18 protein-coding genes and 1 pseudogene are annotated in these 23292 nt (G+C 57.0%); 5 read left to right on the plus strand and 14 right to left on the minus strand.

Going from position 1 to position 23292, the window contains the following annotated elements; genetic code table 11:
* Positions 1-112: 112 nt before the first annotated feature.
* The 14 genes and pseudogenes from uup to ACTG2J_RS10920 all read right to left on the minus strand — a co-directional run bounded on the left by uup (position 113) and on the right by ACTG2J_RS10920 (position 19089).
* On the minus strand, positions 113-2026 hold the full coding sequence (gene uup, locus ACTG2J_RS10855) for an ATP-binding cassette ATPase Uup (RefSeq protein ID WP_179903896.1): 1914 nt from the start codon (positions 2024-2026) through the stop codon (positions 113-115).
* Between the two features lie 73 nt (positions 2027-2099).
* A complete protein-coding gene (locus ACTG2J_RS10860; RefSeq protein ID WP_127005603.1) occupies positions 2100-2330 on the minus strand; it encodes a glutaredoxin family protein in 231 nt (76 codons plus the stop codon).
* A pseudogene (gene rlmKL, locus ACTG2J_RS10865) lies at positions 2330-4524 on the minus strand (bifunctional 23S rRNA (guanine(2069)-N(7))-methyltransferase RlmK/23S rRNA (guanine(2445)-N(2))-methyltransferase RlmL). The gene ACTG2J_RS10860 and the pseudogene rlmKL overlap by 1 nt, the downstream one beginning before the upstream one ends.
* A gap of 139 nt (positions 4525-4663) precedes the next feature.
* Positions 4664-4789, minus strand: a complete 126-nt coding sequence (ykgO, locus tag ACTG2J_RS10870; protein ID WP_005336596.1) for a type B 50S ribosomal protein L36 — start codon at positions 4787-4789, stop codon at positions 4664-4666.
* The gene (locus tag ACTG2J_RS10875; protein WP_005336598.1) at positions 4790-5053 is read right to left on the minus strand and encodes a type B 50S ribosomal protein L31; all 264 of its coding nucleotides are present in this window, start codon (positions 5051-5053) and stop codon (positions 4790-4792) included.
* 366 nt (positions 5054-5419) lie between these two features.
* Positions 5420-5956, minus strand: a complete 537-nt coding sequence (locus ACTG2J_RS10880; protein WP_201937840.1) for a cell division protein ZapC — start codon at positions 5954-5956, stop codon at positions 5420-5422.
* Between the two features lie 90 nt (positions 5957-6046).
* Complete coding sequence (gene pyrD, locus ACTG2J_RS10885; RefSeq protein ID WP_005336601.1) at positions 6047-7057, minus strand: quinone-dependent dihydroorotate dehydrogenase; 1011 nt, start codon at positions 7055-7057, stop codon at positions 6047-6049.
* Positions 7058-7134: 77 nt separating this feature from the next.
* Positions 7135-11973 (minus strand): NAD-glutamate dehydrogenase, encoded by a 4839-nt coding sequence (locus ACTG2J_RS10890; protein ID WP_439997481.1) that lies wholly within the window; start codon positions 11971-11973, stop codon positions 7135-7137.
* A 278-nt stretch (positions 11974-12251) separates the two neighbouring features.
* Positions 12252-12473 (minus strand): DUF2835 family protein, encoded by a 222-nt coding sequence (locus tag ACTG2J_RS10895; RefSeq protein WP_005351919.1) that lies wholly within the window; start codon positions 12471-12473, stop codon positions 12252-12254.
* A 69-nt stretch (positions 12474-12542) separates the two neighbouring features.
* Complete coding sequence (gene pepN, locus ACTG2J_RS10900) at positions 12543-15167, minus strand: aminopeptidase N (RefSeq protein WP_439997482.1); 2625 nt, start codon at positions 15165-15167, stop codon at positions 12543-12545.
* A 143-nt stretch (positions 15168-15310) separates the two neighbouring features.
* The gene (prc, locus tag ACTG2J_RS10905; RefSeq protein WP_227342895.1) at positions 15311-17326 is read right to left on the minus strand and encodes a carboxy terminal-processing peptidase; all 2016 of its coding nucleotides are present in this window, start codon (positions 17324-17326) and stop codon (positions 15311-15313) included.
* Positions 17327-17334: 8 nt separating this feature from the next.
* Positions 17335-17973 carry an RNA chaperone ProQ gene (gene proQ / locus ACTG2J_RS10910; protein WP_005351923.1) on the minus strand — a complete coding sequence of 213 codons (639 nt, stop codon included), beginning with the start codon at positions 17971-17973 and terminating at the stop codon, positions 17335-17337.
* Positions 17974-18075: 102 nt separating this feature from the next.
* The gene (locus ACTG2J_RS10915) at positions 18076-18534 is read right to left on the minus strand and encodes a GAF domain-containing protein (RefSeq protein ID WP_421332109.1); all 459 of its coding nucleotides are present in this window, start codon (positions 18532-18534) and stop codon (positions 18076-18078) included.
* A gap of 93 nt (positions 18535-18627) precedes the next feature.
* A complete protein-coding gene (locus ACTG2J_RS10920; RefSeq protein WP_267529354.1) occupies positions 18628-19089 on the minus strand; it encodes a hypothetical protein in 462 nt (153 codons plus the stop codon).
* A gap of 281 nt (positions 19090-19370) precedes the next feature.
* On the opposite strand from ACTG2J_RS10920, the gene ccoN reads away from it, so the two are divergent.
* From ccoN to ACTG2J_RS10945, 5 genes are all read left to right on the plus strand, one after another.
* Positions 19371-20795, plus strand: a complete 1425-nt coding sequence (gene ccoN, locus ACTG2J_RS10925) for a cytochrome-c oxidase, cbb3-type subunit I (protein ID WP_005336616.1) — start codon at positions 19371-19373, stop codon at positions 20793-20795.
* Positions 20796-20811: 16 nt separating this feature from the next.
* Positions 20812-21426 carry a cytochrome-c oxidase, cbb3-type subunit II gene (gene ccoO, locus ACTG2J_RS10930; protein WP_005336618.1) on the plus strand — a complete coding sequence of 205 codons (615 nt, stop codon included), beginning with the start codon at positions 20812-20814 and terminating at the stop codon, positions 21424-21426.
* A 10-nt stretch (positions 21427-21436) separates the two neighbouring features.
* A complete protein-coding gene (locus ACTG2J_RS10935; RefSeq protein WP_005336620.1) occupies positions 21437-21616 on the plus strand; it encodes a CcoQ/FixQ family Cbb3-type cytochrome c oxidase assembly chaperone in 180 nt (59 codons plus the stop codon).
* Complete coding sequence (gene ccoP / locus ACTG2J_RS10940) at positions 21616-22599, plus strand: cytochrome-c oxidase, cbb3-type subunit III (RefSeq protein WP_005336622.1); 984 nt, start codon at positions 21616-21618, stop codon at positions 22597-22599. The genes ACTG2J_RS10935 and ccoP overlap by 1 nt, the downstream gene beginning before the upstream one ends.
* Before the next feature lie 140 nt (positions 22600-22739).
* A complete protein-coding gene (locus ACTG2J_RS10945) occupies positions 22740-23240 on the plus strand; it encodes a FixH family protein (RefSeq protein WP_439997483.1) in 501 nt (166 codons plus the stop codon).
* Positions 23241-23292: the final 52 nt, after the last annotated feature.

A 23292-nucleotide genomic window follows, 5' to 3' on the forward strand; every position in this document is an offset into this window, starting at 1 on the left:
GTCGCTTTCATCTTTACTCCTGCGAGCGCACTGGGTCAAACAAAAACTTCCACCCTAACTGGGCTATGTGACACAAGGCACTGAACTGGATTAAGTTTTAATTACAGGGAACTTACTCCTGATTTTTGAGTCCTTCCAGCTCTTCCCAGCGAGCAAATGCCTGCTCCAGCGCGGCTTCAGCGGCATTGAGCGCATCCAGTTTCGGCTGGGTTTTATCTGCCGGCAGCGAGAAGAACCCGGGCTGGTTGATCTCGCTTTGCAGCGCATCCAGCTCGGCTTCCAGCTGCTCAAGACGAGCAGGCAACCCTTCCAGTTCAAGCTGCAGCTTGTAGGAGAGCTTCTTGCTTTTCTTCGGCGCTTCTGGCGCGGCGGCAACGACCGGCTCGGGCGCCTTGACCGTTGCACTCTTGGCCTGTTGTTGAGCGTTCTGCTGTTCGCGGGTCGCCATCATGTCGGCGTAACCACCCACGTAATCGCTGATGCGGCCATCCCCTTCAAACAGCCAGCAGCCGGTCACTGTGTTGTCGATGAAGCGACGATCGTGACTGACCAGCAGCAGGGTGCCGGGGTAGTCGGAAAGCAGCTCTTCCAGCAGCTCCAGGGTTTCCACATCCAGATCGTTGGTCGGTTCGTCGAGGATCAGCAGGTTGCTGGGTTTAAGGAACAGCTTGGCCAGCAGCAGCCGGTTCTTCTCGCCACCGGAGAGCGCCTTGACCGGCGTACGGGCCCGCTTGGGCTCGAACAGGAAGTCCTGCAGGTAACCGAGGATATGACGGGAGCGGCCACGCACCATCACCTCCTGCTTGCCTTCCCCGACGTTGTCCACCACCGTCTGCTCGGGATCAAGCTGCTCGCGGTACTGATCGAAGTAGGCCACCTCCAGATTGGTGCCCCCCTTGACGGTGCCACGGGTTGGCTCAAGCTGACCCAGCAACAGCTTGATCAGGGTCGATTTACCGCAGCCATTGGGGCCGACCAGCGCAATCTTGTCGCCGCGCAGCACTTGCAGATCGAGCCCCTTGAACAGGGTGCGATCGCCAAAGTCCAGCCCCAGCCCCTCAGTCTCGAACACCAGTTTGCCGGAGCGATTGACTTCATCCAGTTGCAACTTGGCCTTGCCCTGCAGCTCGCGGCGCTGGCTGCGCTCCATGCGCATTGCCTCAAGGGCGCGCACCCGGCCTTCGTTACGGGTACGGCGAGCCTTGATACCCTGACGCACCCACACCTCTTCCTGCGCCAACTTGCGGTCGAACTCGGCATTTTTCAGCTCTTCGACCCGCAGCCACTCCTCTTTCCCCTGCAGGTACTCGTCGTAGTTACCCGGCCAAGAGGTGATGGCGCCGCGATCGAGATCGATGATCCGGGTTGCCAGCTTGTGGATAAACTCCCGATCGTGAGAGATAAAGACGATGGCGCCGCGAAAATCCTTGAGGAAATCTTCCAGCCAGTTGATGGCCTCGATATCCAGGTGGTTGGTCGGCTCATCGAGCAGCAACAAGTCGGGATCGCAAGCCAGCGCACGGGCCAGCGCCACTTTGCGCAGCCAGCCACCGGAGAGGCTATCGAGGGTCACGTCAGGATCCAGCCCCAGCAGGGTCAACACCTGGCTGATACGGGTCTCGAACTGCCAGCCGTTCTGATAGTCGAGCTGCTCTTGCAACTCGCTCATCTTGCGAATATTGGCATCTGACGGATCGCTCGCCAGCTCCATGGAGATGTGATGGTACTGCTTGAGCAGCTCCCCTACCCCCGCCAGCCCTTCGGCGGCATAGTCAAACACCGTCAGCTCGCTGGAAGCAGGCGGATCCTGCTCAAGGCGGGTCACTTTCAAATCTTGTTGCAGCACCAGACGCCCGTCGTCCAGCGGCAATTCGCTGGCAATGACCTTCATCAGGGTGGACTTGCCCGCCCCGTTGCGGCCAACCAGACAGAGGCGCTCGCCCCGCTCGATGGTCAATTCGGCATTGTCGAGCAGCGGGAAATCACTGAACGACAGACATGCGCCGTGCAATGTTAAAAGAGCCATGTGTGTTCCTTATTTCATATGAAAAAAACGGGCAGCAGACTGGGTCTGCCCCCGTTTTATCGTCAAATCACTCTCACCCCTGACGGGCGGCCCAGCTTTTTAGCTCGGCCAGTGTGAAGGGCCAACCGAGCTCGCGGCCTGCTTCGTCACGCAGCACCGGAATGCGCACCCGATAGGCGGCAAGCCACAGCTCATCATCCATGATGTCGCACTGACGGGTGGTAGCGGCAAGGCCTGCCTCCTCCACCAGCGCCCAAGCCTGCTCGCACAGGTGGCAACCGTCGGTATGAAACAGGGTCAGCATCACGCCTCGCCTTGCTCCGGCGCATGGGTGATGATCCAGCAGTTGTGGATGTGCTGGTTGCGCTCGAAATCCTTCGGCCGCGTCTTCTGGGTGATATTCTGGGCCTTGAGACCAGTGGCCTCGAGACCGGCCAGATCCATCTTGAAGTGACGCTTGTTGTTGGAGAAGACCAGAGTGCCGTCCGCCGCCAGCAGGCGCTTCAGGTGCTGCATCAGCAGCAGGTGATCGCGCTGTACGTCGAAGCTCTCGTCCATCCGCTTGGAGTTGGAGAAGGTGGGCGGATCGATGAAGATAAGGTCGTACTTATCATCGGCTTCAGACAACCACTTCAGGCAATCGGCCTGGACAAACTTGTGCTGACGGCCCACCAGCGAGTTGAGACGCATGTTGTCCTGCGCCCAGTTCAGGTAGGTGTGGGACATGTCCACCGTGGTGGTCTCGCTGGCACCGCCAAGACCTGCGTGCACGGTGGCACTGCCGGTGTAGGCAAACAGGTTCAGGAACCGCTTGCCCTTGGCCATCTGACCCAGCATGCGGCGAGTCTGACGATGGTCGAGGAACAGGCCGGTATCCAGATAGTCGTAGAGGTTGACCCACAGACGGGCACCGTACTCCTGCACTTCCATCCGGTGCTGCTCTTCGGAGAGCTTCTGATATTGCTGTTTACCTTCCTGACGCTCGCGCACCTTCAGGATCACCTTCTCGCCGTCCATCCCGGTCACCTTGATGGCGGCCTGAACCATGTCGAGCAGACGCTGACGGGTCTTCTGGGCGGGAATGTCCTTGGGCGCGGCATACTCTTGCACCACCAGATAGTCCTGATAGCGGTCGATGGCGGCGTTGTATTCCGGCAAGTCGGCATCATAGATGCGATAGCAATCGATGCCCTCTTTGTTGGCCCACTTCTCGAGGGTTTTCAGATTCTTGCGCAGACGGTTGGCAAAGTCCTGCGCCACCTCTTTCTGGGAAGCCACGGAGTCCAGTGCGATTTGATAATTGCGCAGCTGACACTCGAGGGCGCCGTTGAACAGGCGATATTGCTTGTCGGCGCGCAGGCGCAGACAGCTGAGCAGCTCGGGGATGCGGACAGAATGGAGACTTTCCAACCCTGGAAGCTGCGACGCAGGGCATCGCCGAGGGCCTGATGCACTTCCAGCAGCGCCGGGAATTCGCCAAGACGCTCGCCGTAAGGCGGGTTGGAAATGAGCATACCGACCTGGCGGGCCTCTCCTTGACCTGCTTCCCCTTCAACAGGGGCAGGCATCGGCAGCGGGTTTTCCAGCTTGGAGACATCGGCCTGCTTGAAGGTAATCAGGTGAGCCACACCGGCCGCTTTGGCGTTATCACGGGCTTTGAGCAGCACACGCTGGTCGGCATCACAACCAAACAGTTTTACTTCGCAACGCTGCATGCCGCGTTTGGCACGTACTTGCGCTTCCATCATCAGGCTTTGCCACAGCTCGCTATCGTGCTGCAGCCAGCGATCGAAACCGAAGCGCTCGCGGCGCAGCGCCGGTGCCATGTCGGCGGCAATAAAGGCCGCTTCAATCAGCAAGGTACCGGAACCGCACATCGGGTCCATCATGGGCTCACCGGCCCAGCCGCTACGGGCAATCATGGCGCAGGCCAGGTTCTCTTTGAGCGGTGCTTCACCTGTGCCTTGACGATAGAAACGCTGGTGCAGTGCCGGGCCTGACAAGTCCAGCGTGATATTGGCCTTGCCCTTGCCCAGGTGCGCCATGATGCGAATATCCGGCGACTTTTTGTCCACGTCCGGACGCACGTGACCGCGCTTGGTGAAGCGGTCGACGATGGCATCCTTGATTTTCAACGCGCCATATTGGGTATTGCGAATGGAGGCGTTGGTACCGGTAAAGTCCACCGCAATGGTGGCGGTGCCGGAGAAGTGCTCTTCCCAGGGGATGGTGTGGGCGCCCAGATAGAGATCCAGATCGTCGTTCATCTGGAATTCGGAGAGCACCAGTACGATGCGGGAAGCCAGACGGCTCCAGAGACAGGCCTTGTAGCCTACCGCCAGTTCGCCTTTGAAGTGGACGCCAGCCACGGTCTCACGGACCTGCTCTGCACCCAGATTGGTCAGCTCGTCGGCCAACAGGTTTTCCAGCCCCTTGGGGCAGGTTGCAAAAAATTCTTTCATCACGCTCACGGGGAACCCATAAAAATAGTGCCGCATTATACCTCATCAGGCGGGCTGGAGCATGCAAAAGTCGGCGCAAACAGCAGGATGGAAACAGATTGATAGATGGTGAAAAGGTAAAAGGCCCCATGACTACCCGATAGCGAGATCATGGGGCCAGACATCATTTAGCGGATCACTTCATGCGAGCCTTGAAACGGGGATTGCTTTTGCAAATCACGAACAATTTGCCCCGACGGCGCACCAACTGACAATCGGGATGACGCGCCCGTGCGGATTTGAGTGAACAGACGACCTGCATTCAGGACTCCTTCTTGCTTGAAAATGCGCCAAAGCGCTTGTTGAAACGGGCCACACTCCCCTCGCTCGATACCTGCTTCTGCTTGCCGGTATAGAACGAGTGCGACTGGCTGGAAACATCGAGCGATACGTAGGGATACTCCTTCCCATCTTGCCACGTATAGCGGCGATCGCTCTTGATGGTTGAACCTACCAGGAAAAAGGCATCTGCCGCCGTGTCATGGAACAGCACCAAACGATAATCAGGATGAATATGAGGCTTCATAGCAACTCCATTTTGTTATGTTATAACAAAAAGTAGGTGAGAATAGCTCTCGTTTCAAGCATAAAATGTCGTATGTAGAAAATCGCAGCAGTGAGTGATGTGTTGATAGCGAGGTGAAGGCACTACGCAAGCAGAACGAAACTAGAGGGAGGCACCATGCTTACAGCACGGAATACCAAGATACTGCGTGGTGCAAGTGGATGTAACAAGCCTCAAGAGAGGCTGGATCACAACTATGAAGATCAATCAGAATGGGCAAGATGTTCGCGGATCAATGAAGTATCAGAAACGAGGCACGATTGAGGTGACAACAGTAAAAACAGGCAGCGGTGTAATCACAGAGATAAAACGATTGATGAAAATATATCAACTAACCTGACGATATTGCTCGGTCACGGTAATACGCGGTTTCATCCGGTTATTCATCACCTTGATCACCCCGAAACGCGGCAAAGCTTTACTGGTGGTCAATACCAGATCGGCAGTGAGGTTCAAACAGACGCTGGCCTGCTCCCCTGCCTCAATGACCATAAATTCGCCGTTACCATGGGGTGTATTCATCAGGACCAGATCACCGTTTTGCGGGCTCACTTGCGGATGTTGTTCACTAAAAAACCAGCTTTGCGGCATCAGGGGTTTATAAAAACGACTGACCGCGATGGCATTAAGCACCAACTGAACCTGATGCGGAATACTCCACTCAAGTTCGGCTGCTTTATCCATCAACTGATAATAGAGGGCGGCATCATCGACACAAAAAGGCTGGGTCGCAAACGAGCTGGGCACCAATTGTCGCCCTTTATACTCGGTCGCAAATAACATGTTATCAGACAGGTCCAACATCAGACGGTCACTCTGGGCATCGTAGTGCCATTGCCAGCTATCGGTCGGTTGGATAAACATGTTGGAGCCCTTACTTGATAATTACCAGTTGACTTTATTCCATATGCAGGAAATCAGCAACGTCAAATAAAGGGCTCCGCCATCTATTTCTTAAATATTGGTCACAATCTCTTTGACCAGCCCCGGCCCTTTATAAATAAAGCCGCTATAAATTTGTACCAGACTGGCACCGGCGGCCAATTTTTCACGGGCGGCCATGGCACTATCAATACCACCCACCCCGATAATTGGCAGAGCACCATTGAGCGCCTTGGCCAGATGACGGATCACCTCGGTACTCTTGTGCTGCAGCGGACGACCACTCAGGCCACCCGCTTCACCGGCGTGGGGCATGTCATAAATCATCTCGCGCTCGAGAGTGGTATTGGTGGCGATAACCCCATCAATACCATTTCGTACCAGCGAAGCGGCCACCTGATCTATTTCTTCAAGGCTTAAATCCGGGGCAATTTTAACCGCCAGCGGCACATACTTTTTATATTGAGCGGCCAGCTCTTGCTGACGCACCTTGAGGGCGGCCAGCAATTCATCCAGCGCCTCGCCATATTGCAGTGAACGCAAACCCGGGGTGTTGGGGGAAGAGATATTGACGGCAATATAACCGGCATGATCATAAACCTTGTCCATGCAGATCAGGTAATCATCCTTGCCCTGTTCGATGGGAGTGTCTTTGTTTTTGCCGATATTAATGCCGATGACTCCCTGATATTTGGCCTCTTTTACCTTGGCCACCAGATGATCCACCCCCTTGTTGTTGAATCCCATCCGGTTGATGATCCCCTCTGCCGGAATAACCCGGAACAGGCGCGGCTTGTCATTACCGCTTTGGGGTCTGGGGGTGACGGTACCGACTTCGATAAAACCAAATCCCATGGCGCCCAGCGCGTCAATGCACTCACCATCTTTATCCAGACCGGCCGCCAATCCCACCGGATTGGCAAAAGAAAGCCCCATGACAGTGACGGGGCGTTTCGGCAAATTCTGGCGGAAGAAACAATCGAGTGGCGTACCGAGAAGGCGGGGCAAATATTTCATGGAGAGATCGTGAGCCTGTTCCGGATTGAGTTTGAACAGGAAATGCCTGGCGATGGGGTACAACATCTTTGCTCCTTAAAGAAAGCCCCGGCAACTGGCCGGGGCTTTGGGTGTAATGTCGGTCTCATGCCTTAATCTGGCAATTAAAGTGCCCGACAATTCAACTGGAGCAGGTTCAACTCTCGCAAGGCCACCGAGAACTTGGCGAACTCGTGAGTACTGGTGGTCTTGAAGTCGGCCAACATGTGGGTCCAACGGGACAAGAGTTGCTCATGCTCCGAAATCCAGTCGGCCAGTATGGTAGCGCATTCTCCCTGATCTTTGCACCCTTCCAGTACCACAGAAGTGAGACTGCGCTGCTGCCAGTCCAGATCTTCGCGGAAGGAGGCTCGCGCCATCGCCTGCCAGTGGTTGCCGACCGGCTGATGGTTGATCTGGTCGAGGAACCAGTGCAGATCCAGTTTGGCACCGAGGCGATAGTAAACATTGGCGGCACGCAGGATATCGGTCTTGTGCTCGGCGGCAATCTGCGCCAGATCCAGACTGGAGAAGAGGCTGCTCATATGGGCGACCTGACGGGCAATGGCTTCAGGCACCTGTTTCTCCATCCACTTGGCAACAGCCTGACGATGCTCGGCCACTTCGCTCTCATCCATCACCTCGTAAAGGTGCTTCCCTAAGGTCTCGAACGCCGGACGGAAGAAGGCGATGTTCTCGCTGATGCTCCAGCTGCGATTGCGGGCGCGCAGGAACCAGCGGGTGGCACGGCGCACGATGCGGCGGCTGTAGAACATCAGCTCGAGCTGAGTCTGGGCATCCACCAGGTTGTCGCACCCTTCGATATCGCGCCACAGCTGGTTCATGCCAAACACTTCGCGGGCCATGGCGAAGCAGCAGGCCACTTCGGCGACCGAGGCACCGGTCTCGTCCTTCATCCGGCTGGCGAAGTTGAGCCCCATGTCATTGACCAGCATGTTGGCCACCCGGGTAGCGATGATCTCGCTGCGTAGCGGGTGATCGGCCAGCTGGGTACCAAACTGCTGCTGCACCTTGGCCGGGAAGCTGGTGACCAGCATGTTGGCGAGGAAGGGCTCGTCGGTCACTTCCGGGCAGTTGAGCTGCTCTTTCAGCACCATCTTGCCGTAGGCCACCAGCACCGCCAGTTCGGGGCGGGTCAGCCCCTGCCCTGCCGCCATCCGTTCGGAGAGCTCCTCGTCAGAGGGGAGGAACTCGAGCGCACGATCGAGCTTGCCTTCCCGCTCCAGCCCCTGAATAAAGCGCTGTTGCTCTTTCAGTTGTTCAGAGCCGCGGAAGCTGGTGACCGAGATGGACTGGGACTGGCGATAGGCGTTGGTGATCACGATCTGCGCCACGTCGTCGGTCATCTCATACAGCATCTGGTTACGTTGCTTGAGGGTCAGATCCCCTGCGGCCACCAACTGGTTCAGCAGGATCTTGATGTTCACCTCGTTATCAGAGCAGTCCACCCCGCCGACGTTGTCGGTAAAATCGGTATTGATGCGACCGCCCTGACTGGCGTACTCCACCCGACCGAGCTGGGTAAAGCCCAGGTTACCCCCCTCGCCCACGATGCGGGCCCGCAAATCGCGGCCATTGACCCGCAGTGCGTCGTTGCTGCGATCGCCCACTTCCCCATCGCTCTCGCGAGCGCTCTTCACATAGGTGCCAATGCCGCCATTCCACAGCAGGTCGACATTGAGGCAAAGCAGCGCCTTGATAAGCTCGTTCGGGGCCATGCTGGCCTTGTCGGTGCCGAGCAGGATCTGGATCTCGGGGCTCAACTTGATGGACTTGGCCGAGCGCAGGAAGATGCCGCCCCCTTGTGATATCAGCTCGCGGTTGTAGTCATCCCAGCTGGAGCCCGGCAGATCGAACAGGCGCTGGCGCTCGACAAAACTCTTGGCCGCATCCGGGGTCGGGTCAACGAAGATGTGCATGTGGTTGAACGCGCCCACCAGCCGGGTGTGCTCGGAGAGCAGCATGCCGTTGCCGAACACGTCGCCGGCCATGTCCCCAATCCCCACGCAAGTGAAGTCGGTGGTCTGGCAGTTGACGCCAATCTCGCGAAAATGGCGCTTGACCGACTCCCAGGCGCCACGGGCGGTGATGCCCATCTTCTTGTGGTCGTAACCGACCGAGCCGCCGGAAGCGAATGCATCGCCGAGCCAGTGGCCGTATTCGAGGCTTATTTCGTTGGCAATATCCGAGAAAGTGGCGGTCCCCTTGTCGGCAGCGACCACCAGGTAGTAGTCATCCTCGTCGTGGCGTACCACGGATTTCGGCGGGATCACCTCGCCGCCGATGATGTTGTCAGTCACATCGAGCAGGCCGCGGATAAACAGGCGATAACAGGCCTTACCCTCCTCCTGAATGACGGCGCGGGGCGCCCCCACCGGCATCTGTTTGCAGTAGAAACCGCCCTTGGCCCCCACCGGCACGATGACGGTGTTCTTCACCTGCTGGGCTTTCACCAGACCCAGCACTTCGGTGCGGAAGTCCTCTTTGCGATCGGACCAGCGCAGACCGCCACGGGCGACCTTGCCCCAGCGCAGATGCACCCCTTCCACCCGCGGCGAGTAGACGAAGATCTCGAATTTCGGCAGCGGCAGCGGCATGTCGGTAATGCTGGAGGGAGCCAGTTTGAAGGAGATGTAGGGCTTGATGTTGCCCGCCTTGTCCAGCTGGTAGTAGTTGGTGCGCAGGGTAGCGTCGATCATCTCCACATAGCGGCGAATGATGCGATCGTCGTCCAGGTTGGCCACCTGATCCAGCTTGGCGGCAAGCTCCTCGTGCAACTTGGCCTGTACCTTGGCGTCCTGTTTACCGGCTGGATCGAGGCGCTGTTCGAACAGAGCAAATAACAACTGGGCGATGTCGGGGTAGCGGGTCAGAGTCTCTTCGATATAGGACTGGCTGAAGGAGACGCCGGTCTGGCGCATGTATTTGGCATAGGCGCGCAGCACCGACACCTGGCGGCCAGTGAGGCCCGCCCCCAATACCAGCCGGTTGAAGCCATCATCTTCCAGCTGCTTGCTCCAAATGGCGGCAAACGCCTGCTGGAAGCGCTGCTGACTCTGGGCCAGATCAAAGGGCTGCTCGCCGTGCAGCAACATGGAGAAGTCGAGGATCCAGAACAGATCCCCCCCCGGAGTGCGAACCTGATACGGGGTCTCGCCGATCACCCGCAGCCCCATGTTCTCCAGCATCGGCAGCACATCGGAGAGGTGAATGGGTTCGGTGCGGTGGAACAGCTTGAGCCGTACCCGACGGTCGTTCTCCTCCTCCTGCGCGCGGTAGAACAGCATGCCGAGTGGCTCGGCTTCGCTCAGGTTATCGAGCGCCATGATGTCGGCCACGGCCGAGCCAGGCAGCACATCTTCTTTGTAAGCGCGAGGGAAGGCGGTACTGAAACGGCGGCGCAGCTCGTTGCCACGAGCCTCGCCATAATGGGAAAGCAGCACGGAGTCGAGTCTGTCGTCCCAGCTGCGGGCCGCTTCAATCAGGTTGTTCTGTACTTCGTTCACATCCACATCCACGTTGTTGTTGTTGACCCGCACTATGTAGTGGGTCCGCGCCAGCACGCCTTCGGTGAAGTAGACGTTGAACTCCACCTCTTCGTTGCTGCCAAAATATTTCTGCAAAATTTGCTGGGTCTTGATCCGCAGCGCCGTGTTGTAGCGCTCCTTGGTGACATAGACCATGCAGGAGAAGAAACGGCCATAGACGTCGCGGCGCACAAACAGCCGCAACATGTCACGCTCCTGCATCTCCAGCACCCCAAGACCGGTGGCCAACAGCTCCTCTTCACGAGCCTGGATCAGCTCGTCACGGGGGTAGGTTTCCAATACGTTCAGCAGCGCCTTGTAGGCGTGGGAGCCCTTCTCGTGACCGGAGGCGGCCATAATGCGCTCGAGACGATGGCTGATGAGCGGGATCTGGGTCGCGCTGGTGTTGTAGATGGAAGAGGCGTAGAGGCCGATGAAGCGATCTTCCCCGATCACCTTGCCATGCTCGTCAAAGCGCTTGATGCCGATGTAATCCACATAAGCCGGACGGTGCACCCGGGACTTGCTGTTGGATTTGGTGAGGATCAGCAGGTCAGAGCTCAGAGCGGCGTGACGGGCGCTGGCTGGCATGTTGCCAAGGCGCTGACCTACCTCCTTGATGGAGTTTTTCATCAGCCCAAGGCTGGAGCTCGCCTGCGGCAGGATCTCGTGATCCCCCTCCACTGCCTTGACGTCGTAACGACGATAGCCCATCAGGGTAAAGTTGTGGGCAGCCACCCATTTAAGGAAAGCAACGCAGGAGGCCACCTCCTCCTTGCTAACCGGGTGCTTGCGCTTGGGCAGTTCGTCGATGATCTCATTGAGCTTGGCCAGCATGGGCTGCCAGTCGCCGACTGCCAGCGCCACTTCACCGGCCACGGAGTTGAGCTCGGTAGCCAGCGCGGCCATCTGCTCCTCGCTGGTGAGGTGATCGATCTCGATAAGGAATGCCGTTTCAACCGAGGTCTGCCCGTCGGTGTTGTCGAGTTCCAGAATGGCGTCAATCTTGCCATCCGCACCACGAATGAGGTGCAGCGGTTGGTGCAGCATCATGTGGGCGGTGATATTGAGCCGTTTGAGCGCCATCCGGATGGAGTCCACCAGGAAGGGCGAGTCCTGCAGGATCACCTCGACGATGGTATGGGGCGATTGCCAGCCGTGACGGGTCAGCTCGGGATTGTAGACCCGGATGTAGGGATCGGTACCGCTGCGCTGATTGAGGGCATTCCACAGGCTCAGGGCCGCTCCATAGAGATCGCTGTCATTGCGATCGTGCAGGTCGGAGCTCGCCATATTGCCGTAGAACTTGGCAACGAAGCGCTCGACCAAAGAGGCACTGTTTTTGGGCAACTTCTGATGGATCAGGCTGAGAACGTTTTCGAGCAGAACTGAGGTAGGGGCGTCTTTCAATGCCATTTTTATATTCCTTATCGGACGACATTAACCACCGACGCAGAGGCAACCACCCTGGTTACCCGCTGGTGCAGAGTTGTTGCGAAGTGTAATGGCTTGGATAAGGGAAGGCGAGGAAAGGTGCTAACGAGATGTTAAAAACAAGGTACAGATCACGGCTTAAACTGTGATAAATTTTGCAAATAACCAAAAATACAGAAATTCCCACTACCTTTGTGCCAGTTTACCGGATAGATAGTGACACAAAGCAGATAAACAGTCGGTAATCTGTTCGATTTTTGTTAATTTATGCGTTCGAGACTGATAAAGCGGTAATCGTCCTGGGTTTTCAGCCGAAAGTAGCCATGCACACCATTGATGGCGACAAAGGGGCGTATTTTTTCTATGCCAAGTTCCAGGGTCAATCCCTGTTCGCTGCGCACCACCAGCCGTCTGGCATGGCCCTGATACATCAGCATCACCTCATCGCTATTCAATGAGAGCCGAAAAGTAAACTGCTTCACGCTTGCTCCTGACACACGACAAATCACACAATAGGGGCAGGCGCATTCACGCCCCTGCCCCGTCGATACTTACTGCTGCAGCGCCTTGCTGACCTTCTCGAACAGATCCCGTGCCAGCCCCTCAAGGTTGGCAAGACGGGTCAGCTCGGCGCGGATCAGGGCCTTGCGCGCCTCATCCAATCGCTTGAACTGGATAAGCGGCGTGATGAGGCGGGAGGCCACCTGCGGATTGACCTCGTTGAGCTCGATCAGCAGATCGGTCAGGAAGCGGTAACCGCTGCCATCCACCGCATGGAACTGCACCTGATTGCTCATGGCGAAACTGCCGATCAGCGCCCGCAGCCGGTTCGGGTTGCGAATACTGAAAGTGGGGTGATTCATCGCCTGTTTCACTTCGCTCAGTACATCGGCAGCCGGTTTGTTGCCAATCAGCCGCAGCCAGTTGTCCAGCACCAGTCCATCCTTGGCCCACTTGCCTTCAAAGTCGGCCAGCAGCGCGGCACGGCATGGCAACAGATAACCGTTGGCCACCTGCAGCGCCGCCAGAGTGTCGGTCATGTTGTCGGCAGTTGCGTACTGCTCGCGCGCCAGCGCATCGGCATGCTCCGCATCCAGCGCCGCCAAATAGCCGAGCACCACCCCTTTGAGGGCCCGTTTGGCCATGTCGGCGTGCACCACATGATAACCGTTCAGACGCAGGCTCTGATAGGAAGTCGCCAGGCGCGCGCCAAAGGCCTCGGCAAGACGGGTGTGGATCGCGTCGCGCACCTGATGGATGGCATCGATATCGGCCACCTCGAACAACTCGGCCAGGGTCGCTTCACCCGGCAGCGCCAGGATCTCCGCCTTGAGGGCCAAATCGAGATCGCTGTCGTCCAGAATGGCGACGAAGGCAGCAAGCAGGGTTTGGGATAGCTCAACCCCCTGCCCGTGCTGGACCCGTGCCACCCCGTCGATGACCGCCTTGTTGATCAGCATCTGGGCCGCATCCCAGCGGGCAAACTCGTTGCGAGCAAAGCGCATCAGGAAGGCGAGCGCTTCATCGCTGTAGTCATAGTGCAGTTTGACAGGTGCGGAGAAGTCCCGCAGCAGGGAGGGCACCGGCTTGACCGGCACCTGATCGAATTCGAAGGTCTGCTTCGCTTCCAGCACATCGAGCACGTTGCCGATGGCCTTGCCCTGATATTGCAGTGCAATGACGGCACCTTGCTCGTCATAGAGCTCGATGTCGAGGGGGATATGCAGCGGCAGCTTCTGCGGCTGATCCTGAGTCGGCGGGGTGTGCTGGCTCACATGGAGGCGATAGATACCACTGGCGGCATCGTACTCGTCGGTCACAGTCAGCTCGGGCGTGCCGGACTGGCTGTACCAGCGGCGGAAACGACCGAGATCCACACCGGACGCATCCTCCATCGCTTGCACGAAATCATCGCAGGTGGCGGCCGAGCCGTCGTGACGCTCGAAGTAGAGGCGCATACCGGCCTGGAAGGCCTCTTCACCTAGCAGGGTGTGCATCATGCGGATCACTTCCGACCCCTTCTCATAGACGGTCAGGGTGTAGAAGTTGTTCATCTCGATCACCACATCCGGGCGGATCGGATGCGCCATGGGGCCGGCATCTTCGGCAAACTGCGGGCCGCGCACGGTACGCACGTTGTTAATGCGGTTGACGCCGCGGGAGCCCAGATCGGAGGAGAACTCCTGATCCCGGAATACCGTCAGCCCCTCTTTCAGGCTGAGCTGGAACCAGTCGCGGCAGGTGACGCGGTTGCCGGTCCAGTTGTGGAAATATTCGTGACCGATCACCCGTTCGATACCGTGGTAGTCGCTGTCGGTAGCGGTGGCAGGATTGGCCAGCACGAATTTGGAGTTGAAGATGTTTAGCCCCTTGTTCTCCATGGCGCCCATGTTGAAGAAGTCCACCGCGACGATCATGTAGATGTCGAGATCGTACTCGAGGCCGAAACGCTGCTCGTCCCAGCGCATGGAGTTGATGAGGCTCTCCATGGCAAAACCGGCGCGATCGAGGTTGCCCTTGTCGACGAAGATCTCGAGGGCCACTTTGCGGCCGCTCTTGGTGGTGTAGTGGCTGCGCTCCACATCGAAATCACCGGCCACCAGCGCAAACAGGTAGCTCGGTTTGGGGAAAGGATCCTGCCACTGCACGAAGTGACGGCTGCCATCCAGATCACCGCTGTCGACCTTGTTGCCATTGGATAGCAGGAAGGGATATTTGGCTTTGTCGGCGGTAATGCGGGTGCTGTAGCGCGCCAGAATGTCGGGGCGATCCAGATAATAGGTAATGCGACGAAAGCCCTCAGCTTCACACTGGGTGCAGTAGGCATCGCCAGACTTGTAAAGCCCTTCGAGTGCGGTGTTGGCGGCCGGATCCAGCAGGGTGACAATGGTCAGCACACATTCGGCCGGCAGGTTGAACAGGGTCAGACTGCTCTCGCCTTGCTCGTAGTGGTCACAGGGAATGCCATCGATGGCAATGCTCTTGAGGGTCAGCTGCTCGCCATCGAGGACCAGCGGCGCATTGTGCTCGCCGTTGCGGCGAATGCGGGTGATGGCAGTGACCTGGGTCAGCGGCTCCTGCAGTTGGAAATCGAGGTCGATAGTGTCGATCCAGTAGAGCGGCGCCTGATAATCCTGGCGATATTTGGCCGTCATGGCCTGGGAGTGATCGGTCATTATTGTCTGCTTCCACGCTTGTTAAAGGCGAGAAAGAGGCTGTCACAACCAACTGGCGGGGTCAAACAATTTGCATGACGTCAGATGTGCCAGACAAAAAGAAAGGGCGACCGCAGTCGCCCTTGTGTATTAGAGTCGCCTTGTCAGCTGGGTTTGCTGATCTTGGCCAGATCCGCCGTGATATTAGCTGCTTCGATAAGATACTCATCGGGCGCCTCAAAATCCGCAGGCAGTTCGTCCAGACTCTTCACCGCCGGTTTGCCAAGGCGAGCCAGCCGCTCGTTGGTGCGTTTGAGCGCTTGCTCATCCTGTTTCGCCTGCTCGGCAACACGCTCCGCCTCGTTGAGGGAGACCGACTTCTTCTCCTTCTCCACCTTGTAGTCGGCAATATCTTGCATCACGTAGGCGAACTCGGGATCCTTGGCGATGCGGGCATCATGAGCCGCCTGCAGCTTGGGCAGCAGAGTAGTGAAATTGCCCAGAGTCTGATAGTTGGCAGAGGCTATCTTGTCCCACGGCAGCGCATTGAACTCACGGCTTTCACCCGTCTCTTCCGGCGCAACCGGTGTCGGGAAGCTGATATCCGGCGCAACGCCCTTGTTCTGGGTACTGCCACCGTTGATCCGGTAGAACTTGGCGATGGTGTACTGCACGTGACCCAGCGGCTGCTCGTAGAAGTCATAGACCTTGGCGAGGCTGCGATGCTGCTGCACTGTCCCCTTGCCGAAGGAGTTTTCCCCAAGGATCAGGGCTCGCCCATAATCCTGCATGGCGGCAGCAAAGATCTCGGAGGCCGAGGCACTGTATCTGTCGATCAGCACCGACATGGGACCGCCGTAATAGACGTTGCCATCGTCGTCACCGTTGACCGTGATACGGCCCATATGATCACGGATCTGAACCACAGGACCGCTGCCAAAGAAGAGACCACTCAGGGCAGAGGCTTCAGTCAGGGCGCCACCGCCGTTACCGCGCAAATCGATGATAAGACCATCGATCTTCTGCTTGTTGAGGCTGGAGAGCTCCTTGATCACGTCGTCATGCAGATTGACGTAGAAACTCGGGATCTCGATGACACCAATCTTCTTGCCTTCGGCGTTAATCACCTTGGACTTGGCGGCTCTGTCTTCAAGGCGCACCTTGTCGCGGGTCAGCTCGATCTGCTCGGTCTTGGCGGTTGCGCCCTTGCCGCGCTGAATTTCAAGCTTGACCTTGCTCCCCTTGGGCCCCTTGATCAGCTCGACCACGTCATCGAGACGCCAGCCGATCACATCGACAATCTTGCCATCTTCCTGCCCTACCCCGGTGATCTTGTCATCGGGTTTGAGGTGGTTGGATTTGGCAGCCGGGCCACCGGGCACCAAAGAACGGATGACGGTAAAGTCATCTTCCGCCTGCAACACGGCACCGATCCCCTCCAGCGAAAGGTTCATCTCGGTGTTGAAACGATCGGCACTGCGCGGTGAGAGGTAACTGGTGTGCGGTTCGATGGCGCGAGCGAAGGAGTTCATGAAGAGCTGGAAGACATCCTCACTCTCGGTCTGGGACATCCGCTTGATGGCATTGTTGTAACGCTTGCCAAGCAGCTCCTTGATCTCGGGCCACTCCTTGCCACTGAGCTTGAGGCTCAGGGCATCGAACTTGACCCGCTGACGCCACAGCTCGTTGAGCTCTGCTTCATCTTTGGGCCAAGCCGCCCCTTCCCGATCAAACACATAGTTGTCGGTCTGGGTAAAATCGAAAGGAGTATCAAGCAGTTTGAGGGCGTATTCGAACCGCTCATAACGCCGCTGCTGACTCAGGTTGAACATCTCGTAGGCGGGAGCCAGACGGCCTCTTTCGAGGTCGGTGTCAAAACCGTTACGGTACTTTTCAAAACGGCTGATATCAGAGGCCAAAAACAGGTTGCGGCTGTAGTCCAGATTCTCCAGATATTTATCAAAAATCACGGAGGAAAAGGCATCGTCCAGCTTGAACTGTTTGTAGTGCGAGCGGGTAAACAGATTGGTAATTCGCTTGCTGGCCGTAGCATGTTGGCTCTCTTGAGCCAACACAGGCAAATCACTCTCCTTGAGCACCGGCTCGATGGCCTGTGCAAGCCCGGCAAGCGCCAGGCTACAGGCAACGAGGGAAAAACGAATTACGCCATGCTTCAACATTTGTCTCCTTAGAGAACCAAGTGCTCTGATTTGACCCGCACCATCATGCCGGTCTGCAGTTGGACCTGTACATCGTCCTTGGTTACTTCCTTGATGGTTGCCGGAACCGGGAATTTACCCATAACGACGCGCACATCCTGGCCCACTTTCAGCGTAGCGGCATCCACTTTAACCAGCGGAGCGTCAGCGACCGGTGCCTTGGCGGCAGCTTTCGGCTTGGCAGCTACATCAGCTTTCTCGGTTTTGCGCACAGCAGGACGACGGGGCTTCTTGGCCTTCTCATCCTTCTCTTTGGTATTGGTACGACGGCTGGCGAATACGCGCTCTTTGCTCTCTTTAAGAGCTTGCTTGGCGTGCTCGATGTGCTCTTCGGTCAGCAGCTCGCCCGGGTTGCCATCCAGATCAACGCGAGCCTGGCCAGCTTTGAGACCGTGCAGGTAGCGCCAGCTGGAGGTGTATTGACGCAGTGCGGAACGCAGCATGGTCTTGGAGACTCTGGCATCGTCAGCAAGACGCTCGGCCAAATCCTGGAAGATGCCAATCTTGAGCGGCTTGGCCTCTCCTTCAGCAACGAAGCAGGCCGGGAATTTCTCGACCAGGTAGGCAACGATCTCTTTACTGTTCTTCAGCTTCTCAGTGTTTTCCATGTATAACCTTGGCTTTCATATAAACGCACGGGCACGTCCCGAGCACAACAAAGGCCCCATTATAGAGAGCTTGGGGCCTTTTGCGAACCATCTAGCAATGACTTAGAGCATGCTTTCCAAAATTTGCACCGTTTCTTCGAGGCCAATCCGGTCTTCCTGGTCGAAACGGTTAAAAATCGGACTGTCGATATCGAGTACCCCGATGATCTCGCCACCACGGCGCACCGGGATCACGATTTCCGAGTTGCTCGCGCCATCACAAGCGATGTGACCATCGAACTGGTGGACATCGTCAATGAGCTGGGTTTTCCCCTCTGCCACTGCCGTACCACACACCCCACGGCCGACCGGGATCCGCACGCAGGCTGGTTTGCCCTGAAATGGCCCCAATACCAGGGTCTCGCCCTGCAACAGATAAAAACCGACCCAGTTGATCTGCTCCAGCTCCTGATTCAGCAGCGCGGAGAGGTTGGCCAGATTGGCAATAAGATCGGTTTCCCCCTCCAGCAGCGCCTTGGCCTGCTGGTTGAGGGTGCGATAAAACGGTTGTTTTTCAATCATGATTAAATGAACTTCACTCCCTGATGGTTTGGGGAAGGTAACGCCTGGCCGGGAAATTTCAAATATTTTTTCCACTCCCCATCTCTTGTGCCGTTATTCCCGGGCAACGGAAAGCGCCAATTGCTGGCGTTGGCCATTACTCCACTCGATATTTAACAACCAGATCATGACGGGTGATGTACAGCTCCCCACCTGGGTTACCCCCTGCCACTGTCCGTCTATTTGTTCAAAACTCACCGGAATGGTGCCCATAAACATATCTTTGCCTTCGAGTGTCGCTTTCACCGGTTTGATGGCCGGATCGCCGCCGGTAATAGCGATGGCAAAGTCATGTTCAGCGCGCAGCGGTAATTCCTTGATGGCGACCGTCAGCGGCTTGTCACCAATCAGCGCGCTGCAAGGGGTGTGGGAAAGATCACAAATCTGATCTTTTTTCTGGTCAGCAGAGACGCTGTTATCGGCCGAAAACCAGGTGCGATAAGCCATCAGCGCCAATAACAGCGCCAATACCAGTACGAGGTGCAAAACTTTACGTGCGGTAAGTCTCTCTTTCATCAAAAACAGCCCGATTAAGATGCAATTAAAATGGTTTTTTGTGATCTCGAACAAGGTAAAAAACTGCCATATCGAGACCGGACGGAGCCAAATATATCACTGTTTATACTGTTATTTTACCTGTCAGTTCAGTATCATTCCCATGCAGTTTTCATTTAGCCATCTTTTGCTTTTCCTTTCGTTAACAGATGTTAACAACTGGTCGGCGGTGGCTGATGAAGCCAGTCCGGTCCTCCGGATACAAAACCAAACAACAGCAGCATCGGAAGCGGAATATAACGATTAGCCATACAACTAACCATCCTGAGTACAACTACACCGTTGTTCGCCAGTTTACCGTCATGACGATTGTCTGGGGAATTGTCGGCATGTCGGTTGGCGTACTGATCGCAGCCCAGTTGATCTGGCCTGCCCTCAACTTCGAGACCCCGTGGCTGACTTACAGTCGTCTGCGGCCCCTCCATACCAACGCAGTGATCTTCGCCTTCGGCGTCAGTGCACTGATGGCCACCTCCTTCTACGTGGTTCAGCGCACCTGTCAAACCAGACTGTTTGGTGGCCCGCTGGCAACCTTCGTGTTCTGGGGCTGGCAAGCGATCATCCTCTCTGCCGCCATCTCTCTGCCGCTGGGTTACACCTCCGCCAAAGAGTATGCCGAGCTGGAGTGGCCGATTGATATCGCCATCACTGTGGTATGGGTCGCCTATGCCATCGTCTTCTTCGGCACCCTGATGAAGCGCACCACCTCCCACATCTATGTGGCGAACTGGTTCTTCGGCGCCTTCATCATCACCGTTGCGGTGCTGCACATTGTCAACAACATGGAAGTGCCGCTCTCCGGCATGAAGTCCTACTCCATGTACTCCGGCGCCATGGACGCCATGGTGCAGTGGTGGTATGGCCACAACGCGGTGGGCTTCCTGCTGACCGCCGGCTTCCTGGGGATGATGTACTACTTCGTGCCCAAGCAGGCGGGTCGTCCGGTTTACTCCTATCGCCTCTCCATCGTGCACTTCTGGGCGTTGATCTCCCTCTATATCTGGGCCGGTCCGCACCACCTGCACTACACCGCACTGCCTGACTGGGCCCAGTCACTGGGCATGGTGATGTCCCTGATCCTGTTCGTACCTTCCTGGGGCGGCATGATCAACGGCATCATGACCCTCTCCGGTGCCTGGCACAAACTGCGTTATGACCCCATCCTGCGCTTCCTGATCGTCTCCCTCTCTTTCTACGGCATGTCGACCTTCGAAGGCCCGATGATGGCGATCAAAACTGTCAACGCCCTCTCCCACTACACCGACTGGACCGTCGGTCACGTGCACTCCGGTGCGCTGGGCTGGGTTGCCATGGTCTCCATCGGTGCCGTCTATCACCTGATCCCGAACCTGTTCGGCCAGGGCCGGATGTACAGCGTCAAGCTGATCAACGTTCACTTCTGGCTGGCGACCGTGGGCACCGTGCTCTACATCGTTGCCATGTGGATTTCCGGCGTGATGCAGGGCCTGATGTGGCGTGCAGTCAACGAAGACGGCACCCTGACCTACAGCTTCGTTGAAGCGTTGCAGGCATCCTATCCCTTCTATTTCGTGCGCTTCCTGGGTGGCTGCTTCTTCGTCACCGGCATGTTGCTGATGGCTTACAACGCCTATCGCACCATCACTGCGCCCAAAGGTTCTCTGGAACCTGTCGCCCAGCCAGCATGATTGAAGAGGTCACCCCATGAGCAACAATAACCGTCACGAAATATTTGAAAAAAGCGTTCCCATGCTGGTGGTCGGCATCATCTTCGCCATCAGTCTGGGGGGCCTGGTTGAAATCACTCCGCTGTTCTTCCAGAAGCAGACCACCGAGCCGGTGGAGGGCCTCAAGCCCTACACCGCTCTGCAGATGGAAGGACGCGACATCTTCATTCGCGAAGGCTGCACCAACTGCCACAGCCAGATGATCCGTCCGTTCCGTGCCGAAACCGAGCGTTACGGTCACTACTCGGTCGCCGGTGAGAGCGTCTGGGAGCACCCCTTCCTGTGGGGCTCCAAGCGTACTGGTCCGGATCTGGCCCGTGTTGGTGGCCGCTACTCCGACGAATGGCACAAGGTTCACCTGATCAACCCGCGCGATGTGGTACCGGAATCCAACATGCCCGCCTACCCCTGGCTTGATACCAATGTGCTGACCGGCGAGATGACCGCCAAGAAGCTGGCTCTGTTCCGCGATCACTTCGGTGTGCCCTATACCGACGCCGATATTCAGGGTGCTGGCGAAGCCGTCAAGGGCAAAACCGAGCTGGATGCGCTGGTGGCCTATCTGCAATCACTGGGTCATGCCCTGAAATAAGGAGGCGAAGATGGACTACGGCACATTTCGCGGTCTGTATACCCTGCTGTTGATGGCCATCATGATTGGCATCATCGTCTGGGCCTACAGCAAACGCCGCAAGACCTCTTTCGACGAGGCTGCCAATCTGGTTTTTGCCGATGATGAGCAACCCGGTGCTGATAAAAAGAACGCAGGAGCGAAACAATAATGAGCACTCTGTTTAGCATTTTTGTGACTGTCATCAGTCTGGGAACCATCCTCGGCTGCTTCTTGCTACTGATGTGGTGCCGCAAGGACAAGATGGGTGTTGAAGAAGGCAAATCGATGGGTCACTCCTTCGATGGCATCGAGGAGATCAACAACCCGCTGCCGAAGTGGTGGACTTACATGTTCCTCTTCTTCATCGTCACCGGTCTGGTCTATCTGGTCGCCTTCCCGGGGCTTGGCAACTTCAAAGGCCTGCTGGGCTGGCAAAGTTCCAACCAGGACGTGCGCTCGCTGGCCGAGTCCAAGGCTGCAACCGAATCGGCCAAGGCTGAAGGTCGCGCGGTGGAGTATGACCGTGAGGTCGCCAAGGCTGACGAGATCTACGGCGCCAAGTTCCGTGAACTCACCTACGAAGCGGATGGCAAAACCTATCGTGCCATCACCGAGATCGCCAAGGATCCGGAAGCCCTGAAAGTGGGTCAGCGTCTGTTCCTGCAGAACTGCTCCCAGTGCCACGGCTCCGATGCCCGTGGTGGCCGCGGCTTCCCGAACCTGACCGACAGCGAATGGCAATGGGGCGGCCAGCCTGATCAAATCAAGACCACCATCATGGGCGGTCGTCAGGGGATCATGGCTGCCTGGGGTGAAATCCTCGGCAAAGATGGCGTTCAGGAAGTGGCCTCCTATGTGTTGAGCCTCTCCGGTCGCAAGGTCGACCTGGTGGAAGCGAAGAAAGGTGAAGCACGCTTTGCCATCTGCGCAGCTTGTCACGGGGCCGATGCCAAGGGCGGTATTGCCGTCGGTGCGCCAGATCTGACCAACAACACCTGGCTCTATGGTGGCTCCCGCGAAGTGGTGGTACAAACCATCACCCACGGTCGTCACGGCGTGATGCCAGCCTGGAAAGATATTCTGGGTGAGGACAAGGTTCACCTGCTGGCCTCCTACGTTTACAGCCTGTCTCATCAACAGTCTGCCAAATAAGGTTCGCCCGTAACGTTGTAACATGTGATAAACACGTGATTACACAGCAAAAAGCCTCGACTCCTCGAGGCTTTTTGTTATCTTGTGTTGCGTAAAAACCATCTTCCACGTTAATCATTCGTTTCATGGCAGTAGCAATCATGACCCAACCTCTATCCAAACCGTGGTATCGCCAATTCTGGCCCTGGTTTATCATCGCCCTCCCCACTGCCGCCGTTGTCGGCAGCATCGCCACCGCCATCATCGCCAGCAAGGATGGGGTCAATCTGGTGGCCGAGGACTATTACAAACAAGGGAAAGAGATCAATCAGGACTTGAGCAAGTTTGACCGCTCCGAAGCGCTCAATATCCGCTTTGGGCTGGAGGTTGACGGCAACGAGCTGACTCTCAAACCCATCAGCGGTGACATTCCTGCCGGGCAAGCTCTCTATCTCTCATTGTTCCACCCGACCTTGACCGGTCAGGACAGCGAACACATGATCACCGCCGATGCGAGCGGCACCTATCGCCTCCATTTCGACAAGCCGCTGGTCGGCAAGTGGCACATTCGGGTCGATGCCTTCGATCATCAGTGGCGATTGCAAGAGACCGTCCAGCTGCCCACCCTGGCCCCTGTCGAACTCGACCCGAAAGGACGCTAAGCCATGACCGGCTGTTCTCACTGTGGCGAGCCGGTGTTCGCCAGCGCCCCTG

It is taken from the genome of Aeromonas sp. 6P, assembly GCF_051919525.1.
GTDB lineage: Bacteria > Pseudomonadota > Gammaproteobacteria > Enterobacterales > Aeromonadaceae > Aeromonas > Aeromonas veronii.

Excerpts from the sequence above, each read along its gene's own strand:
- ACTG2J_RS10860 (WP_127005603.1), bottom strand. The coding sequence starts at position 2,330 with ATGCTGACCCTGTTTCATACCGACGGTTGCCACCTGTGCGAGCAGGCT.
- ACTG2J_RS10875 (WP_005336598.1), bottom strand. The coding sequence starts at position 5,053 with ATGAAGCCTCATATTCATCCTGATTATCGTTTGGTGCTGTTCCATGAC.
- ACTG2J_RS10890 (WP_439997481.1), bottom strand. The coding sequence starts at position 11,973 with ATGGCATTGAAAGACGCCCCTACCTCAGTTCTGCTCGAAAACGTTCTC.
- ykgO (WP_005336596.1), bottom strand. The coding sequence starts at position 4,789 with ATGCAGGTCGTCTGTTCACTCAAATCCGCACGGGCGCGTCATCCCGAT.
- ccoP (WP_005336622.1), top strand. The coding sequence starts at position 21,616 with ATGAGCACTCTGTTTAGCATTTTTGTGACTGTCATCAGTCTGGGAACC.
- ACTG2J_RS10945 (WP_439997483.1), top strand. The coding sequence starts at position 22,740 with ATGACCCAACCTCTATCCAAACCGTGGTATCGCCAATTCTGGCCCTGG.
- ACTG2J_RS10915 (WP_421332109.1), bottom strand. The coding sequence starts at position 18,534 with ATGATTGAAAAACAACCGTTTTATCGCACCCTCAACCAGCAGGCCAAG.
- pyrD (WP_005336601.1), bottom strand. The coding sequence starts at position 7,057 with ATGTTGTACCCCATCGCCAGGCATTTCCTGTTCAAACTCAATCCGGAA.
- ACTG2J_RS10935 (WP_005336620.1), top strand. The coding sequence starts at position 21,437 with ATGGACTACGGCACATTTCGCGGTCTGTATACCCTGCTGTTGATGGCC.
- prc (WP_227342895.1), bottom strand. The coding sequence starts at position 17,326 with ATGTTGAAGCATGGCGTAATTCGTTTTTCCCTCGTTGCCTGTAGCCTG.
- proQ (WP_005351923.1), bottom strand. The coding sequence starts at position 17,973 with ATGGAAAACACTGAGAAGCTGAAGAACAGTAAAGAGATCGTTGCCTAC.
- uup (WP_179903896.1), bottom strand. The coding sequence starts at position 2,026 with ATGGCTCTTTTAACATTGCACGGCGCATGTCTGTCGTTCAGTGATTTC.
- pepN (WP_439997482.1), bottom strand. The coding sequence starts at position 15,167 with ATGACCGATCACTCCCAGGCCATGACGGCCAAATATCGCCAGGATTAT.
- ACTG2J_RS10880 (WP_201937840.1), bottom strand. The coding sequence starts at position 5,956 with ATGTTTATCCAACCGACCGATAGCTGGCAATGGCACTACGATGCCCAG.
- ccoO (WP_005336618.1), top strand. The coding sequence starts at position 20,812 with ATGAGCAACAATAACCGTCACGAAATATTTGAAAAAAGCGTTCCCATG.
- ACTG2J_RS10920 (WP_267529354.1), bottom strand. The coding sequence starts at position 19,089 with ATGAAAGAGAGACTTACCGCACGTAAAGTTTTGCACCTCGTACTGGTA.